This is a genomic window from Methylorubrum salsuginis, assembly GCF_900114375.1.
GTDB lineage: Bacteria > Pseudomonadota > Alphaproteobacteria > Rhizobiales > Beijerinckiaceae > Methylobacterium > Methylobacterium salsuginis.
Genome location: NZ_FOSV01000023.1, coordinates 1 through 16,677 on the forward strand (window position 1 = coordinate 1; position 16,677 = coordinate 16,677).

18 protein-coding genes are annotated in these 16,677 nt (G+C 70.4%); 8 read left to right on the plus strand and 10 right to left on the minus strand.

What is annotated here, in order from left to right; translation table 11 throughout:
• The coding region (locus BM140_RS26630; RefSeq protein ID WP_114436011.1) for a flagellin at window positions 1-1,259 on the plus strand (1,259 nt) is incomplete at its 5' end.
• 264 nt (window positions 1,260-1,523) lie between these two features.
• Window positions 1,524-2,267, plus strand: coding sequence for a hypothetical protein (locus tag BM140_RS25535; RefSeq protein WP_131803903.1), 744 nt, complete (start codon window positions 1,524-1,526; stop codon window positions 2,265-2,267).
• A gap of 306 nt (window positions 2,268-2,573) precedes the next feature.
• Here BM140_RS25535 and BM140_RS20500 read toward each other — a convergent pair whose 3' ends face one another.
• Window positions 2,574-2,888, minus strand: coding sequence for a DUF6471 domain-containing protein (locus BM140_RS20500; RefSeq protein WP_244535537.1), 315 nt, complete (start codon window positions 2,886-2,888; stop codon window positions 2,574-2,576).
• 138 nt (window positions 2,889-3,026) lie between these two features.
• Between BM140_RS20500 and BM140_RS20505 the strand changes: the two genes are divergently transcribed.
• The 3 genes from BM140_RS20505 (at window position 3,027) to BM140_RS20515 (ending at window position 4,911) form a co-directional block, all read left to right on the plus strand.
• Window positions 3,027-3,266, plus strand: a complete 240-nt coding sequence (locus BM140_RS20505; protein ID WP_091950570.1) for a hypothetical protein — start codon at window positions 3,027-3,029, stop codon at window positions 3,264-3,266.
• Window positions 3,267-3,299: 33 nt separating this feature from the next.
• A complete protein-coding gene (locus tag BM140_RS20510; RefSeq protein WP_091950573.1) occupies window positions 3,300-3,716 on the plus strand; it encodes a DUF1236 domain-containing protein in 417 nt (138 codons plus the stop codon).
• Between the two features lie 70 nt (window positions 3,717-3,786).
• Window positions 3,787-4,911 carry an aminotransferase class I/II-fold pyridoxal phosphate-dependent enzyme gene (locus BM140_RS20515; RefSeq protein ID WP_091950575.1) on the plus strand — a complete coding sequence of 375 codons (1,125 nt, stop codon included), beginning with the start codon at window positions 3,787-3,789 and terminating at the stop codon, window positions 4,909-4,911.
• Here the strand turns inward: BM140_RS20515 and BM140_RS20520 are convergent, their stop codons facing one another.
• The 8 genes from BM140_RS20520 to BM140_RS20560 all read right to left on the minus strand — a co-directional run bounded on the left by BM140_RS20520 (window position 4,912) and on the right by BM140_RS20560 (window position 12,882).
• Complete coding sequence (locus BM140_RS20520; protein WP_091950578.1) at window positions 4,912-5,982, minus strand: catalase family protein; 1,071 nt, start codon at window positions 5,980-5,982, stop codon at window positions 4,912-4,914.
• Window positions 5,983-6,070: 88 nt separating this feature from the next.
• Window positions 6,071-7,393: a BatD family protein gene (locus tag BM140_RS20525; RefSeq protein WP_425287075.1), complete on the minus strand. Its 1,323-nt coding sequence runs from the start codon at window positions 7,391-7,393 to the stop codon at window positions 6,071-6,073.
• Complete coding sequence (locus BM140_RS20530; RefSeq protein ID WP_091950580.1) at window positions 7,390-8,346, minus strand: tetratricopeptide repeat protein; 957 nt, start codon at window positions 8,344-8,346, stop codon at window positions 7,390-7,392. Before BM140_RS20530 ends, BM140_RS20525 begins: the two co-directional genes overlap by 4 nt.
• Window positions 8,346-9,269, minus strand: coding sequence for a vWA domain-containing protein (locus BM140_RS20535; RefSeq protein ID WP_091950583.1), 924 nt, complete (start codon window positions 9,267-9,269; stop codon window positions 8,346-8,348). Before BM140_RS20535 ends, BM140_RS20530 begins: the two co-directional genes overlap by 1 nt.
• Window positions 9,266-10,285 (minus strand): VWA domain-containing protein, encoded by a 1,020-nt coding sequence (locus BM140_RS20540; protein ID WP_091950585.1) that lies wholly within the window; start codon window positions 10,283-10,285, stop codon window positions 9,266-9,268. Before BM140_RS20540 ends, BM140_RS20535 begins: the two co-directional genes overlap by 4 nt.
• Window positions 10,286-10,289: 4 nt before the next feature.
• Complete coding sequence (locus BM140_RS20545) at window positions 10,290-10,757, minus strand: DUF4381 domain-containing protein (protein ID WP_091950587.1); 468 nt, start codon at window positions 10,755-10,757, stop codon at window positions 10,290-10,292.
• Between the two features lie 201 nt (window positions 10,758-10,958).
• Window positions 10,959-11,885 carry a DUF58 domain-containing protein gene (locus BM140_RS20555; RefSeq protein WP_091950592.1) on the minus strand — a complete coding sequence of 309 codons (927 nt, stop codon included), beginning with the start codon at window positions 11,883-11,885 and terminating at the stop codon, window positions 10,959-10,961.
• Between the two features lies 1 nt (window position 11,886).
• Window positions 11,887-12,882: an AAA family ATPase gene (locus tag BM140_RS20560; protein WP_091950595.1), complete on the minus strand. Its 996-nt coding sequence runs from the start codon at window positions 12,880-12,882 to the stop codon at window positions 11,887-11,889.
• Window positions 12,883-13,198: 316 nt separating this feature from the next.
• Between BM140_RS20560 and BM140_RS20565 the strand changes: the two genes are divergently transcribed.
• Window positions 13,199-13,915 carry an MgtC/SapB family protein gene (locus tag BM140_RS20565; protein WP_091950597.1) on the plus strand — a complete coding sequence of 239 codons (717 nt, stop codon included), beginning with the start codon at window positions 13,199-13,201 and terminating at the stop codon, window positions 13,913-13,915.
• Window positions 13,916-14,025: 110 nt separating this feature from the next.
• On the opposite strand, the gene BM140_RS20570 is transcribed toward BM140_RS20565, so the two are convergent.
• The gene (locus tag BM140_RS20570; protein WP_091950599.1) at window positions 14,026-15,027 is read right to left on the minus strand and encodes an Hsp33 family molecular chaperone; all 1,002 of its coding nucleotides are present in this window, start codon (window positions 15,025-15,027) and stop codon (window positions 14,026-14,028) included.
• A gap of 419 nt (window positions 15,028-15,446) precedes the next feature.
• Between BM140_RS20570 and BM140_RS20575 the strand changes: the two genes are divergently transcribed.
• Both BM140_RS20575 and BM140_RS20580 read left to right on the plus strand, forming a co-directional pair.
• Complete coding sequence (locus BM140_RS20575) at window positions 15,447-15,644, plus strand: con-10 family general stress protein (protein ID WP_091950602.1); 198 nt, start codon at window positions 15,447-15,449, stop codon at window positions 15,642-15,644.
• A gap of 187 nt (window positions 15,645-15,831) precedes the next feature.
• Window positions 15,832-16,677 (plus strand): response regulator, encoded by an 846-nt coding sequence (locus BM140_RS20580; protein ID WP_091950604.1) that lies wholly within the window; start codon window positions 15,832-15,834, stop codon window positions 16,675-16,677.

Consider the following 16,677-nt stretch of genomic DNA (forward strand, 5'->3'; position numbering starts at 1 on the left):
CCTACTGGTCGATCGCCACCACGGTGCGCACCGACAACGCCTCGCTGTCGGCCGTGAAGGACTCCCTCGGCCTCGGCTCCTCGGCGGTCGACACCGCCTATAACGGCCTGAACTCGGTCCTGTCCGACCTGCAGAACATGCGCGCCAAGCTGCAGACCGCGCTGCAGCCGGGCGTGGACCGCGCCAAGGTCCAGACCGAGATCAAGGCGATCCAGGACAAGATGCGCTCGACCGCAGATTCCTCGACCTCCTCGGGCCAGAACTGGCTCTCGGTCGATTCCTCGGCCACCAACACCGCCTACCAGGCGACCCAGAACGTGGTCGCCGGTTTCTCGCGGGCGACGTCGGGCACCGTCTCGTTCTCGATGATCGGCGTCGACGTGAACGCGATCAAGCTCTACGACGTGAACGCGGCCACCATCACCACCCCGGCGACCTCCGGCCAGGTGTTCGGCTCGACCTCGCTCACCGGCACGACCGCCTTCACCGGCGGCACGGCGAACTTCAGCGGCACCAACGAGGTCAGCTTCACGCTCTCGCTCGCCGACGGCTCGACCGCCGACATCCTGATCAACAAGACCACGATGGCGTCCGCGGCCGCCGACCTGACCAAGGTGACGACGCAGGACTTCCTCGACGCGATCAACAACCAGATCGCCGCCGACACCGCCGCCACGCCGCTCGCCGGCAAGGTGAGCGCCTCCCTCGACACCGCGGGCCGCCTGACCTTCAAGACCACGGCGACCGGCGCGGCCACCAACGCCCAGGTCACGATCCAGAACCTGGCGGCGAGCGGCTCCAACGTCCTGGTCGATGTCGGCTTCGGCACGGGCACGGCGGCGACCGACGCCCGCACCGGCAAGGGCTCGGCGGCCGGCACCGCCGCCGGCAAGGGCATCCTCGACACGGTCGATGGCGGCACCACCTTCTCGATCGCCACGGTCAACATCTCGAACCTCGTCGGCACCGCGGGCGATACGGCGCTCAGCGCCATCATCACCCAGGTCGAGAAGGCGATCGCCAAGGTCACCGACGCCGGCACCAAGCTCGGCGCCAACAAGACCCAGATCGACGGCCAAAAAACCTTCGTCGACACCCTGATGAAGGCCAACGACCGCACCATCGGCATCCTGGTCGACGCCGACATCGAGGAAGAATCGACCAAGCTGAAGGCGCTCCAGACGCAGCAGCAGCTCGCCGTCCAGGCGCTCTCGATCGCCAACTCGTCCAGCCAGAACGTGCTCTCGCTGTTCCGCTAAGCCTCGACCCCCGGCCGCTCCGGCGGCCGGGTTCTTGTCCGCCATCGATCAGGGCCGCTCCCGGCATGGGCGCGGCCCATTTTCGTCGTCCGGTGGGGCGCTGGCCTCAAAAGTTTTGGTACGCTCAGTCGATGCCGCCCGCGTCGGGGTCGCAGACAGGCGCGGCCTTATGAAGGAGATGCACCAAGGTAGCGGCAGTGGCCGCGTAGGGCATTTGACCGGCCTGTAGCGCGTGCTACGACTCACCCAACCTAAGGGTGAGCAATGCCCGTTGATACTCTGAGCCTGTATCTTGATCTCGAAGAGGGGCAAAAGGCCGATCTAGAGGTAGCTTCACGTGCTGCGATTGCTTTTGCGGAGGCCGTGAGAGAAATCGCAGCGTTCGTTGATCCGTTCAGCGATGTTAAAGTAGAGTTGATCGGAACGACTGAGGGAAGTATCTCGTTTGATACGAAAATTAGATTCAGAACCGCGAGCGGTACGAAAGAGATTACGCTATATGCTCTTGTGATAGTGTGTATGATCTACCTCGGCTCCCATATCGGCGATTTTCTAATAGAAAAGGGCCTTGGAAAAGTTTGGGAACAGGTTTTTGTCGACGAAACAAAGAAACTCACGCAAGCAGAGATAGATGAGGTGGCACGGACTGTTGTGCAGGCCATTGATGCTCGGGCAGGTGAAAGGCAAGCAAAGTCGATTTATTCGGAGCTTGAAAAGGACCAGTCTGTAAAAGGCGTTGGGCTTACCACTGAGCCAGGAGTGAAACCCCGCATCATTGTTCCAAGTTTTGAGTTTCTTAAGCGTAGCGGAGCCGAAAGATTCCCTGAGCCTGTTGAAAAGAAGAGGAAAGTTAAGGAGACGAAAAATGTAGTGCTGGTTAGCCCGGTCTTACAGCACGACCGAAAGAGACGCTGGAAGTTTCGCCTTGGTGATCACGAGTTTGGCGCACCAATAAAAGATGAATACTTTCTTGACGCTGTTTTTCAGGAAAGCATCCCATCCTTTTGAAGGGCAATATCCAGATGAAGGTTCGTATTGAGATAAACGAAGAATATATAAATGGCGTTTGGGTGCCAAAGGAGTACACTATATGGCAAGTTATTGGTGTGCCTGGGCAATACCAAGGGCCGCAGCAGTCATTGCTTTTCGATGAGCACCCACAAGCAACCAATAAATACAGAAAGAGCCAATAATATTGCCGCCAACGGACTGTAGGAGCGCGCCCAGTAAAGGGCAGCAATCAGCACGCCGCTTGCTAGGGCGGCGATCGCGTAAGAGCCAAGCTTTCCCTGTCTTGTAAACACCAGTAGATAACTAAGAGATTATAATATAAAAGTCAAGCGTGACATTTATGCATTTAATTGCGGCCAAGCAGTGAAGCAAGAAATTGGTCGTAAATCCGCCGCGGCCTATCTTATTCGCAATATTTTGCTCGCTATCTTCGGCGCTGAGCTCGCCGAGCTTTTCGGCAAGCTGGGTGTAGCTCACACCGTTTCGCTTTAACACGGCCTTCAAGAAGATCTTGCGCGGCCCTTGTTCGTCGTCCTCCGGGACCACCGGCCCGGCGGTCGCCGAACGGATCGGCCGGTCGTGCCGCGGCGGTTCGGGTATCGAACCGCGCCGGCGCATCGTATCGGCTGTCCAACGTCCAGATTTCGACCGCTGGATGCAGCCCTTCCCAAGCTAAACAAGCAGAAAAATCCCGGAACCGTTTTTCGGAGCCGCAAGTTCTTCGCCACATCGATAACAAATCTCGGGAGTACGCTCATGCGCAATCATTTGATGGCCGCGGCCGGCCTGCTGACGCTCGTCTGTGGCGCCAATACTGCCCGGGCCGAAGAAACCGTGATCCGCAGCGAGACCCGGCCGGACGTGTCGGTCGAGCGCCGCGAGGGCGTGGTCGAGCACCGCGAGGTCACCACCGGCAGCGTCGATTGCGGCTCCAAGACCGTCCACAAGGAGGACGGCGCCGGCAATTCCAAGACCGTTCACAAGGAAGGCTGCTGAACCCGGTCCCGCATCCCGACAGAGGAGAGAGCGATGACGAACAAGTTCTGGCTCGCAACAGTCACCGCCTCGCTGCTGGCGCTGCCGGCGGCCGCACAGGCCCAGGGCACGATCCGCGGTGCGGCCGAGGGGGCCGAGGCGGGTGCGGCCGCGGCGGGTCCGGTCGGCGGCGTGGTCGGCGGGGCCGTCGGCGCCGCGACCGGCACGGTCGGGGGCATCCTAGGGGTCGACGACCGCCCGCGCTTCCGCTCCTACGTGCGCGAGCGCAACGTCCGCTCCTACGATTACGACGGCCGCGTCGCGGTCGGCTCGACGCTGCCGGCGAGCGGCGTGACCTATTACGACGTGCCGAGCGAGTACCGGGTGAAGCCGGGCTACCGCTACACCGTGGTCAACCGGCAGCCGGTGCTGGTCGACGGCAGCCACCGCATCGTCGAGGTTCTGGACTGACGCTCACGCCCCCGGCCCGTCCCGGCCGGGGGCGCTTGACATCGCCGGCGCTCCGGCGGCTTGAGGCGTCATGTCCGACAGCCTCGACGCTTTCGCCACTGACAAACTCGCCGGCCTCGACGCGGCGGCGCTCCGCCGCCGGCTCGTGCCGACCGCGCGCGGTCCCGCGGCCTCCGCCGAGCGGGGCGGGCGCAGCCTCGTGTCGTTCTCCTGCAACGACTATCTCGGCCTCTCCCACGATCCGCGGGTGATCGCCGCCGCCGCCGAGGCGCTCGCCCGTTACGGCGCCGGGGCCGGGGCCTCGCAACTCGTCACCGGCCATTCGCCGCCGCTCGCCGCGCTCGAAGCCCGGCTCGCCCGGCACAAGGGCAAGGACGCGGCGCTGGTGTTCGGCTCCGGCTATCTGGCCAATCTCGGCATCACCCCGGCTTTGGTCGGCCCCGGCGACCTGATCCTGATCGACGAACTCGGCCATTCCTGCCTGTTCGCGGGCGCGCGGATGTCGGGGGCGCAGATTCGCACCTTTCCGCACAATCGAATCGAGCAGCTTCGGGCAGACTTACGTGATGATCGCGGCGCGGCCCGGCGCGCCCTGATCCTCACCGAGCGCATCTTCAGCATGGACGGCGACCGGGCGCCGCTGCCCGAAATCCTGGAGATCGCGGAGGCCTACGACGCCTGGACCCTGGTCGACGACGCCCACGGCCTCGGCGTGGTCGCGCCCGGCGCCCGGGCCCCGCTGGAGATGGGCACGCTGTCGAAGACGCTCGGCTCCTACGGCGGCTATCTCTGCGCCTCGCGCCCCGTCATCGACCTCCTGACGAGCCGCGCCCGCAGCCTCGTCTACACCACCGGCCTGCCCCCGGCCTCCGCGGCCGCCGCTTTGGCCGCGCTCGACATCGTCGAGACCGAGCCGGCGCTCGCCGCCCGGCCGCTGGCGCTCGCCCGCCGCTTCACCGCCCGGCTCGGATTGCCGCCGGCGCAGAGCCCGGTCGTGCCGGTGCTGGTCGGCGCGGCCGAGGCGGCGCTCACGCTCTCCAAGGCCTTGGAGGAACGCGGCTTTCTCGTCGTGGCGATCCGCCCGCCGACGGTGGCGCCGGGCACCGCCCGCCTGCGGGTCGCCTTCTCGGCGGCCCATGCCGAGGCGCAGGTCGATGCGCTCGCCGACGCGTTGACCGAATCGATGCCGCGATAACTACCGCCCCGGCTCGTGGATCGGGCAGCCATTGTGCTCGGCGCGAAACCCCGCGGAGGCCGGGTAGGCGGCCCGCCGCGCCCGCATGATCGCGCCGAGCGGGCGGTGGGCCTCGATCCCGTGCCAGGGGTTGAAGGCAAGGCCGTCGTCGATGCGGTGCTGCTTCTCCTCGCTCCAGGCATCCTGGCGTGGCACCGTGAGGCGCGCCACCGCGACGTAGGGGCTCTCGTCCTCCGGCCATGGCACCGAGGCGTCCTCGACCGGCATGCTCTCGTCGTTCGTGCGCAGCTGCGCCCGCAGCTCCCACACGCCCTCGTGCTCGGCGAAGAAAGCGGTCACCGCCTCGCGCAGGCCGTTCGGCTTGCCGTTGACGTTGAGGCTGGCACCCGTCAGCGCCGTCAGCTCGGGCGAGACGGGGGCGACCGCGACCTTGGCGACGTAATCGCCCCAGCGCACCGGCACCTGACTGAAGAAGGTCTCGCCGAGGATGTGGGTCTCGGGGTGGCCGCCCATCGAGATCAGGGTCGGGCTCTTGGTGCCGACGCTCTCCAGCACGGTCTCGACGCCGCGCAGCACCGCCGAAAACGCCTTCTTGAACACCTGCGGTGTGTCGGTGGTGGCGGCGAGCAGCTTGAGGCTCTTGAGGAAGGCCGCGTCGTCCGGCGCCGTGAAGGCCGGGGCGTTGGCCATCACGAAATCCTGCGTCGTCCCCTCGGCGGCGGGCAGCCGCTCCCCCTCGACGCCGACGAGTTTGAGCGCGAGGCCGCGTGGGGTCGAGACACTGTCGTCGAGGATGTCGCCGGGGTTGGTCGAGAACCGCAGGATCGCGTCGTAGGTGCGGGCTCGAGCGAAGGCACCCTGCGCCAGTTCGGGCGGGAGACCGGGCAGCACCTCGATCTGACCGTCTAGCAGGCCGTGGCTCTTGGCATGGACGCCGCGCACCGCCCGACCGTAATCCGCGAAGGTGGTGGTCTGGATCTTGGCGAAGGTCGCCAGCATCTGGGCGTGGATGTCGTCCTCGTCGGTGCGCGGCTGTTCGACGGAGGGGTGGTAGGGGATCGGCGCGCTCAAACCTTGTCTCCGTGGAGCCGGCGGCTCCCGGACGGAGACGCATGCCGGACCCAACCGAGGCTGAAACATGGCCGTTCCGGCTGGCCGCTCACGCCTTCGCGAGCGGACCGTCGAGGGGGGCGAGCTTCGGCTCGGGCGCGAGCGGGCCGGCTACCGGGCGGCGCGGCCGGGTGAGTGCGGTCGCGAGCCGGGTGAGGTCGGGTGCGGAGGTTGGGCCTGCGCCGAACAGGTGGGCATCGAGGGTCTCGAGCCGCGCCGCGATCTCCGGGTCGTCCCGCCACAGGGCGGCGAGGTCGGGATGCGCCCGCGTCGCTTGCCCGAACGCGGCGCGGAAGGCGCGGGGGTCGTTCGCCGAGGCGGCGCGCTTGAGGGCGCGGGCTTCCCCCCGGTCGAGGCGCAGGCGCCCCTGGCCGGTGCCGTATCCGAGAAGCGCGAGCCCGAGGCCGAAGGCGGCCAGAGCCGCCGCCGCCAGCACCGGCCAGCCCGCAGGTGCCGGCGGCTTCAGGTCTCCCTCGCGATCGGGCAGGCCGCCGCCGATCTGACGGGCCGGAATCTCGGCCTCGCGCATGGTGCGGGACACGGTGTCGAACCAGGGGATCTTGATGGCGTCGAGCGGGATCACCTCGCGCACGCCGGGCTTCACGTCCCATTGGTAGGTCGCCCGGGCCACGGGCCCCGAGGGGGTGATCAGGGTCTCGCGCTTCACCGGACCGGCGAAGGTGACGATGCCGCGGGTGCGCATGACGGGGCGCGGCGGCAGGCCCTCGGCCAGCATGCCCTGAGCCTCCAGCACGACGATGCGCCGGGCGGTCTCGCCCATCTTGATCGTCTCGGGGTCGGGGTCCCAGTGGTCGGTGATCGCCACGTCGCGGGCGGGCAGCCACCAGGGCTCGGCCACGTCCGGCCCGCCGGTCTCGCCGGTCCAGGTCGCGACCGGAAACGGCACGGCCTCGGAGCGCACGTCGATCTGCTTGCGCTCGCCGTTGTCGTTGATGGTCAGGCGGTGGACGAACGGGTCGATGGTGAAGGTGCCGGTGTGCTGCGGAAACACCGCGATGGTGCGCTCGAATTCCAGCGCCATCTGCCCGTCGGGCATCCGGGTGCGGCCCCAATGGTCGCGGCCGAGCTGCGTCCAGGAGAAGTTCACGAGCGCGGGCTGGCGCACCTCTTCGAGCAGGATCTGGGTGCGGTAGACCCCGCGCAGGCGCAGCAGCACCATCTCGCGGGCATAGGCCGACCCGCCCGCGGGGAGTTCCGGGGTGACCGTGAAGGTGAGGTCGCCGGGCTCGATGGCGCGGGCGGGGGAGATCAGGCAGAGGACGGTCAGCAGAAGCGCCGCCGCCCATTCCCTGCCCCCTCTGCGGGGACGGTCTCCTGAGGCGCGCCTGAAAAAAAATCCCAAAAGAATCACCACGGGTTGCTGCCTCCCGGGATCGCGGTGCCGGCCTCGATGCGGCGGGCCTGCTCGGCCTTGAGCCGCAGCTTCAGGAAGCGGCCGGGCTCGTCCGGCAGGGTCTGGAGCCAGAGCCGGTCGGGGTGGATCTCGTGCGCCTCGAAGCTCTTGGTCACCCGGCGCACCTCCTTCTCGGGCGCGGCGGCGACCATGGCCGAGCCGGCGCCCTGGCGCCCGCGCCCGGCGGCGTCGCTGGCCGAGCCGCGGGCCTGGCCCTTGCCGGAATCCATCGCCTGCTGCTCGGACTTGCCGCGCCGCGCCACCGGGCTGGTGCCGGGGAGCGAGGCGGAGGAGCCGGCCTCCTTGTTGCCGGCCAGCCCCTCGCCGCTGGCGGTGGCCTTGATGTCGTCGTTCTGGTCCTGGTTGGCGGTCTTGCCGTAGCGGGCGCCGTACTGGGCCGAGGCGTTGGCGATGCCGCCGCCCTTGCCGCGGTCCAGCTCCTCCTCCAGCGCCTTGGCGACCAGCGAGCGGTTGGCCTGGGCGTCGGCGTCGCGCGGGTTGTAGGCGAGCGCGTCGTCGTAGGCCTCGAGCGCGCCCTTGAGGTCGCCGGAGCGGGCCAGCGCGTTGCCGAGATTGTAGGCGCCGCGCTTGCCCTGCGTCCGGTAGATCGCGATCGCCTCCCCGTAGCGTTCGGCCTCGTAGAGGGCGGCGGCGCGCCAGACCGGCTGATCGAACACCGAGAGGGCGGCGCTGGGCAGGCCCGCCGCCAGCAGTGCGCGGCCGAGGGTGGCGCGCGGCTCGGAGATCAGCAGCAGACCGAGGATGCCGAGACCCGCCAGCGCCAGTCCGCCCAGGCGGGCGGCCCTGCGCCAGTGGCGGGGGAAGGCGCCGGGAGCGAGCCGGCCGAGGGGGCGCGCGTTCCGGAGCGTGCTGGCACCCAGAAGGGTGCGGGGATCGAGCGGCGCCGTCATCACGCGCTCCGGCGGAACAGGAGGAGGACCGGCAGCAGGGCCAGCAGCAGCAGCCAGCGGCCCAGATCGGCGAAGGCGAGCACGCCGTAGCCGCCCGCGGCGAGGTGCTGCGCCGTCGAGGCGCCGACCCGGTCGAGCACGGCCTGGGGGCCGTCGATGTCGGCGACCTTGCCCCCGCCCGCGGCCCCGAGCCGGTCGAGGGCGGTGCGGTCGGTCGCCGGGGCGCCGGGGGGGAGGGCCTTGGCGGCGGGCACGAACAGGCCGTGGAGCTGCCAGCCCTTGTCCTTGATCGCCGCCGCCTCGCGTTCGGCGGCCTGGCCGATGCCGTCGCCGTCGGTGATCAGCACCACGTCGGCAGCGACGACGTTGGCCTCGGCCAGGATGCGGCGGGCCAGCGCGAGGCCGCGCTCGGGATGGCTGCCGCGATCCGGCACGGTGTCGGCGTCCAGTGCGAACAGGGTGGTGCCGATGGCCTCGCGGTCGGTGGTCGGCGAGACGGCGGTGTAGGCGTCGCCCGCATAGACCACGAGCGCCACCGAGCGGGTGCCGGCGGCCTCCGCCACCTGTTCGGCGGCCTGCCGCGCCTCCTTGAAGCGCCCCCCGTCGGTGACCGAGCGGGAGAGGTCGAGCACGATCACCGTGGCGTCGAGGTTGCGGAAGGTCGCGGCCTCGGGCCGCTCGACCGCCGGGCCGGTCAGCGCCAGCGCCAGGATGCCGGCCGCGAGCGCCGCGGCGAGGTTGGCCTGTCGCCGCCCGCCCAGCACCGCGCCGCGGCGGGCATGAAGCGCCATCAGGGCCGGATCGACCGCCTTGGCCCAGTCGCCGAGGGGCGCCGAGCGCCAAGCCGCCCGCAGGGCCAACGCCGCGACGAGGGGAAGCGCCAGGAACCAGAGCGGGCGCAGCAGGGTCAGGCTCTCGATCATAGGCGGCGCCTCGTCGCCAGCAGCGCGCAGGCGCACAGGAAGGCGAGCGCCGCGGGCCAGGGCCAGAGGTCGCGCCGCAGCGGCAGCGGCGGCGCCTGGGCGCGCCCGCCCTCCAGCGTGTCGATGGCGTCGGCGACGTTCTCGAGGTCGTCGGTGGTCTTCACCCGGAAGGCGCGACCGCCGCTCGCCTCGGCCATCGCCCGCAGGGTCTCGACATCGACCACGTCCTGCTCGTTGTTGGGGTTGTCGGCCATGTCGGTCGGCCCGAGCGCGATGGTGTAGATCCGCACGCCGAGGCTTTTGGCGAGTTCCGCCACATCCTTCGGCGCGGTCTGGCCGGCATTGTTGGCGCCGTCCGAGAGGAGCACCACGACCTTGTCGCGCGACGGCGGCGGGCCGCCGCCCTCGGCGTTCGCCACCTGGGCCGGCGCAAGGCGCTTGAGGGCGAGGCCGAGCCCGTCGCCGATGCCGGTGGAGCGGCCGACGAGGCCGATGGTGGCCTCCTCGAGCGTCCGGGCGACGCTGGCGGTGTCGAAGGTCGGGGCGGCGGCAACGAAGGCCTGATCGGCGAACTCGACGAGGCCGATGCGGTCGCCCGCCCGGCGGCGGATGAAGTCGGCGCCGACGCGCTTGACCGCGGCGAGCCGGCTCACGGTCTCGCCGTCGAGGGAAAAGTCGCGGCGCTCCATGCTGCCCGAGAGGTCGAGCGCCAGAACGATCTCCCGGCCCGAGGCGGGGAGGGCGGTCGCCGGCAGGACGAGGCGGGGGCCGGCGAGCGCCACCACCAGCGCGACCCAGAGCGTGCCGACGAGCCAGAGGCGGCGTTTGCCGCGGGCGGCGATGGAGCCGGCGCTCTCGATGTCGCCGACGAGCGAGGCCGGCACCCGCAGCGCCCCGCTACCGCCTTCCGATTCCGGCGGGATCAGCCGGGCGGCGAGCGGCAGGGGCAGCAGCAGCAGCGCCAGCGGCGCGGCGAAGTCGAAGGCCGAGACGAGGGCGGAGAGCCAGACGGGCATCGGGTCAGGCCCTGATCCGCGAGAGGAGCCGGGCCAGCTCGGCATCGATGGTGTCCGAGTCGGTCGAGCCGGGGCGCCGGTAGAGGCCGTCCGCGAAGGCCTGCCCGGGGCCGCTTCGAAAGAAATCGGTGGCGAAGGTGGTGTCGAGCGTCTCGGCCCAGGCCGGGCCGCGGGCGCGGGCGGCCTCCTCGCCCTTGAGGGTGCGCACCAGCCGCCGCAGCAACCGCGCCTGCGCCACCCGGCGGGGCTCGGGCGGGAGGTTTTTGGCGAGTGCGAGTTCCCTCAGGGCGGCGCGGCGCACCGAGGTGCCGCGCCGCGCCCGGACGATGCGGATGAGACCGACCAGCAACGCGAGGCCGAAGCCGATCGCGATGGCGGCCACGACCTCGGGCTGCACCGCCCCGCCGCCGCCGGTGGGGAGGTGGAGGGGGCGGAGGGTGGAGAGGTCGGCGGGGGGATGGGCGTCGTTCATGGTCGCGACGCCGCCACCGCATTCCCCTCTCCCCTCCGCGGGAGAGGGTGGGCCTCGCGTAAGCGAGGGTCGGGTGAGGGGAGCGACGCTTCCGGAGAATTCGCCATCGAACGCGGCCAAGCGGAACCGTGGTTCCCCTCTCCCGCCCGCTCCGCGGGCACCCTCCCCCGCGGAGGGGGGAGGGTTACGCGGTTGCGCCCTTCACAGCACCGCATCGAGCCGCTCCATCAGTGGGGCGTAGCTCTCCGGCCCTGCCTCGACATCGATGCGCAGACCTTCGACGCCGCAGGCGTGGAGCCGGGCCAGCCGTTCCTCGGTGTCGACGGTCGGCCGGGCGGTCCGCCCGGCCTCGATCGTGCCGCGGCGGCCGTCCGGGCGGGCGTAGGGGTAGAAGCCCGGCGGGCGGGTGCGCTCGAAGGCGTCGCTGACGAGGAGCAGGCGGATCGAGAGGCGCTCGGCGAGGGCCGTCAGCAGGCTTTCCAGCTCCGGCCCCGGCGCATCGAGGGCGGTGGCGATGACGAGATGGCCGCCGGACGGCAGCAGCGAGCGCACCAGCGCGAGGGTGTCGGTCAGCGGCGGGTCGTCCTTGGCCGTGCTCGTCAGCGCCGCCGCGTGCGCGTGGGCGAGCGCGCCGGTCACCGCCGTCATCGCCCGCTCGCCGCCCGTCGGCCGCACCACGGCGGGTTCGCCTGCCGACGCCACGATCAAGCCGATGCGCCCGCCATCGCCGACGATGCGCCAGCCGAGCAGCGCCAGGGCCTCCGCCCCGGCGACAGAGCGGAGCGCCCGGCGGGTGCCGAACAGCATGGAGGGCCGGAAATCGGCCAGCAACACCACGGCGCGGTCGCGCTCGTCGTGGTGGGTGCGCACGTGCAGCTCGCCGGTGCGGGCGGTGGCGTTGCGGTCGATGAAGCGGCGGTCGTCGCCCTCCGACCACAACCGCACGTCGTCGGGCTCCGAGCCGCGTCCGCGCTTGCGCGTGACGATGCCGCCGGGCAGTCCGGCGATGGTCTTGGTCGAGGGCGAGACGCCGCGCCGGGCGAGGTGGCGCAGGCTCATCAGCCCGGCCCCCGAGAGGTGGATGCCGGGCGTCTCCAGAGGGTCGGTCGCGGCGGCGGAGCCCGCCATGTCAGAGCGCCCGCGTCCGCTCGACCAGCCCCGCGACGATGCCCCGCGTGGTGCGCCCTTCGGCGGCCGCGCGCCAGGTCAGGCCGATACGGTGCGAGAGCGCGTCGGCGGCCAGTTCCGAAATGTCCTCCGGGATGACGTGGTCGCGGCCGTGGAGATAGGCGCGGGCCTTGCCGGCGACCATCAGGGCGAGCGTGCCGCGGGGCGAGGCCGGATGCTCGATCGCCGCGCGCAGCTCCGGCGCCACCGCGTCGGTGCGGGTGCCGGCCACCAGCCGCACGAGATAGTCCTTCAGCGCGGGCGAGACGTAGGTGGCGAGCGCGGCCTCGCGGGCGGCGATCACGTCCGCCACCGAGAGCTTCACCGGCATCGCCTCGGCATGGTGGTTCAACTCGCCCTCGACGAGGTCGAGGATGCGGCGCTCGCTCGCTTCGTCGGGCATCTCGACGACGACGTGGAGCAGGAAGCGGTCGAGCTGCGCCTCGGGCAGGGGGAAGGTGCCGGCATGCTCGATCGGGTTCTGGGTCGCCACCACCATGAACGGGTCGGGCAGGCGGTGGGTGATCCCCGACACCGTGATCTGGCCCTCGGCCATAGATTCGAGCAGCGCCGACTGCACCTTGGGCGGCGCGCGGTTCACCTCGTCCACGAGGATCAGCGAGTGGAACAGGGGGCCGGGCAGGAACTCGAACTCGCCCTGGTCCTGGCGCCAGACGGTGGTGCCGGTGAGATCGGCGGGCATCAGGTCGGGCGTGCACTGCACGCGGGCAAACGAGCCGTCGAGCCCGTCCGACAGGCGCTTGACCGCGCGGGTCTTGGCCAGCCCCGGCGCGCCCTCGATCAGCAGGTGGCCGCCGGTGAGCAGTCCGATCAGCAGGCGCTCGACCAGCTTGTCGGCGCCGATCAGGCCGTGGGCGAGACCGTCGCGGAGCTGGAGCAGGCGGTCGCGCACGCCGTTTCCGGCGAGGGGCGCTTCGGCGAGGGCCTGACCGCTCATGCGAAGGCGACCGCGCGCGCGGCGTGAGCCGACAACCGGGCGTTCGCAGGATGGGCGGCCTGCCTCATGCGCATCTCCTCAGGGTGATCTTATTCTTTGGGCTTATTCTTAAGGTGCCCACATTGGATCCGGTGTGCCCGCTGCCGCCGCGCTCCGTCAATCCCGCGCGGGCCGCAGCCGGCGAGGTAGGGCGATTTGCCCGTGGGCGCATGGATTCAACAGAGCGCGAGGCTTCGGGACGGCGTCTTCGCCGTAAGCGTCACGGAAGCGTCACGCTCGTCCGTCAGCGGGAGCGCCTCACGCAGACGGACGACCTATGCCCGGCCCTTTCCCCTTCCCGACGCCCGAGTCCCTCAACTCGGCGATCAGCCTCGCCACCGCCTTCGGCCTCGGCACCCTGATCGGCGTCGAGCGTCAGTACCGGCAGCGCACCGCGGGCCTGCGCACGGCGGTGCTGGTGGCTTTGGGCGCTTCGGCCTTCGTCGATCTCGGCATGCGGTTGACGGGCGGCGACGGGGCGACCCGCATCGTCGCCTACGTGGTCTCCGGCATCGGCTTCCTGGGCGCCGGCGTCATCATGAAGGAGGGCATGAACGTGCGCGGCCTCAACACCGCCGCCACGCTCTGGTGCTCGGCCGCGGTCGGCGCCTTCGCCGGGGCCGACCTGCCGCTGGAGGCCTGCTTCGTCACGGTGGCGGTGCTGGCCGGCAATACGCTGCTGCGCCCGCTCGTCAACCTGATCGACCGCATCCCGATCGACGAGAGCGCGACGGAGGCGACCTACGAGGTGCAGGTGACGGTGGCCCCCGATCAGTCCGGCCCCGCCCGCGACCTCCTGGTCGAGCGCCTGGAGGCGGCGGGCTATCCGGTCGGCGCCATCGAGGTCGAGGAGCGCGGCGAGGAGGCGGTCGATGTCGTCGCCACGCTGACCGCGACGACCGTGCAGGCGAGCGAACTCGATGCGGTGACGAGCGCGCTGCAAGCACGGCCCGAGGTGCGCCACGCGACGTGGTCGGCGCAATCGGGCGACTGACGCGGCTTTCGTTCGATCGCGGCGGATGGCGCGCATCCCCTCTCCGCCCGTGCGGGAAGAGGGGGGAACCGGCGGCCTTCGTGGCGATCAGCCCCGACGCCCCGCAGCTCTCACGAGGCCGCCGCGATCTCCCGCTCCACCGTCGCCGGGTCGAGCACGTAGCGGCGCGAGCAGAACTCGCAGGTGATCGCGATGCTGCCGTCGTCGGCCACCATGTCGTGCCGCTCCTGCGGAGAGAACGAGCGGATCATGCCCATCACCCGCTCCTGCGAGCAGCGGCAGCGCTCGACCAGCCCCTGAGGCTCGAACACCCGCACGCCGCGCTCGTGGAAAAGCCGGTAGAGCAGCCGCTCGCTCGAGACGCCTGGGTCGATCAGTTCGTGGTCCTGGATCGTGCCGACGAGGCTGCGGGCCTCGGTCCAGGCATCGTCCTCGGCGGGCTGCCCGGTGAGGATGTCGTGGCCCTCCGGCGCGTCGCCGGGCGGCAGGTCGGCCTGCCGCAGCCGGTCGGGGGAGGTCGGCAGGAACTGCACCAGCAGGCCCCCCGCGCGCCAGCGGCTCTCGCCGCCTTCCATCTGCTCGGCCACAGCGAGGCGCACCAGGGTCGGAATCTGCTCCGACTGGCGGAAATACTGGTGAGCGGCCTCCTCCAGGCCCTGGCCTTCGAGGGGCACGACGCCCTGGTAGCGGCTCTGGGCCGGGCCCTGGTCGATCGTCATGGCGAGATGCCCGCGGCCCATCAGGTCGGGCGCCCGCGCCTTGGCCCCCAGCGCCGCCACGGCGTCGGCCTCGAACCGGGCGGTGGCGCGAAGCCGATCCGGCGCCTCGAAATCGACCACCAGCATCCCGACAGGCCCGTCGGTCTTGGTCTGGAGCTGGAACCGGCCCTCCAGCTTGAGCGAGGCGCCCAGCAGCGCCGTCAGCGCCGCCGCCTCGCCGATCAACCGGGCGACCGCATCCGGATAGCCGTGGCGGCGCAGGATCGTGTCGATCGAGGGCCCGAGCCGCACCGCGCGCCCGCGTAGGTCGAGCGCCTCGACGGCGAAGGGCAGCACGGCGTCGTCGCCGCCTTCGAGCGCGGCCGTGGGGGGAGGGGCGTGTCCGGCACTCATGGGCAATCGTGTCCGTCTGCGGCTTGGGTCCTGTGGCGGGGGCGCGGCGCCGAGGGGCCATCGAGCCCGCCTCGGGAGCGAAGGCCTCATATGGGGCCTGCGGCAGCGCAACGCGAGCCCGCAACGCCGGCTCCGGTGTCCGGCGTTCGGGACGGACGGAGCCGGGCCGAGAAAGCGAGGGGCTCCGGCTCGCGAGACCGCCCGGCCTCTCGTGAACCGGGGCCCGGATCGGCCCGCGACGCTTCGCTTCGCGCCGCCCGGCAAGCCGGTGTCGACGGGGATGGGTTCGTATAGATTTTGTTTAATTTAACTTAGGTCATCAAATTTGCTTCGCATATGTTGTGCAGGTTTCCAAAATAGTTCGGAACGCGGCCGGTGTGCCGTGGTTGTTCTTGGGCAAGCTGAAAAGGAGAGATGTCTTGACTCAATCAAATGGCAATCAAGGAAAGTCCGAGCATCGCGGCGGTTCGGGCAACTTCGCCGAGGACCGGGAGCGAGCCTCGGAAGCCGGCCACAAGGGAGGGCAGCAGAGCAGCGGCAACTTCGCCAACGACCGCGAGAAGGCCTCCGAGGCTGGGAAGAAGGGCGGAGAGGCCAGCCACGGCGGCCGCTCCTGACCGCTCTCGACCGCTCATGAACGCGCACCGATCACGAAGGCTCGGGGCCCGCGCGGTCCGGCGCTCCGCCCCGGTGCGGAGCCCCGAGTTCGAGCTTTACGGAAGAAACGTTTTTTAGGAACCCGTCGCTAGTCTGGGTCCCACGGGAAAGGCCGGCCCGGCCGTCCCGGCCTGACGGGGCCAGTCCTTGAGCGCATCCACCATCCTGGTCGCCGACCCCGACGAGGAGACCCGGCTCGCCCTGGTCGAGGCGGTGCAGCGCATCGCCCCCGACGCGGTGGTGATCGAGGCCGCGGACGGCGGTGCCCTCGACCGGCTGCTCGCGGAATCCAAGGTCGACGTGCTGTTCATCGACGTGGGCCTGCCGCAGACCAACGGCGCCGACATCGCCCGCTGGCGCCGCACCGGAAACCCGCAGGGTCTCATCGTCCTCGTCACCGACATGCTGGCGCCGCGCTGGTCCTCGGTCGCCACCCGGCTCGGCGCCTACGACGTCATCCTGAAGCCGCTGCGCGACGCCCATATCGCCCGCGTGCTCGAGGCCGCCCGCGTCATCGCCCGGCGGCTCGATCTGCTCGTGGTCGAGCCCGGTCGCGCCACCCGCGCGCTGATCCGCAAGCTGCTCGGCCAGAGTCACTTCACCTTCAACATCCTGGAGGCGGCCGGCGGGCACGAGGCGGTGCGGGTGACCGAGCGGCGCGGCATCGACCTCGCCATCATCGAGATGACCCTGCCCGACTATCCCGCCCTGGAGGTCGCCTGCCGCATCAACGACCGCCATCCCGGCGCCCGGCTCCTGATGACCGGCCCGGCCATGGAGGAGGGCATGCGGCGCCAACTCGCCACCTTCGGGGCCTCGGGCTTCCTCAGGAAGCCGTTCCGCTTCTTCGATGTCGACAAGGCCGTGCACGAGAGCTTCGGGCTCTGGCACCCCTACCTGATCAACGCCCTGCGGCGCGAGGAGGCCCTGGCCGAGGGATCCTTGGCCGAGGGAGCCCTGGCCGAGGCGCCCGCCGCGCGGCGGGCCGGCTGA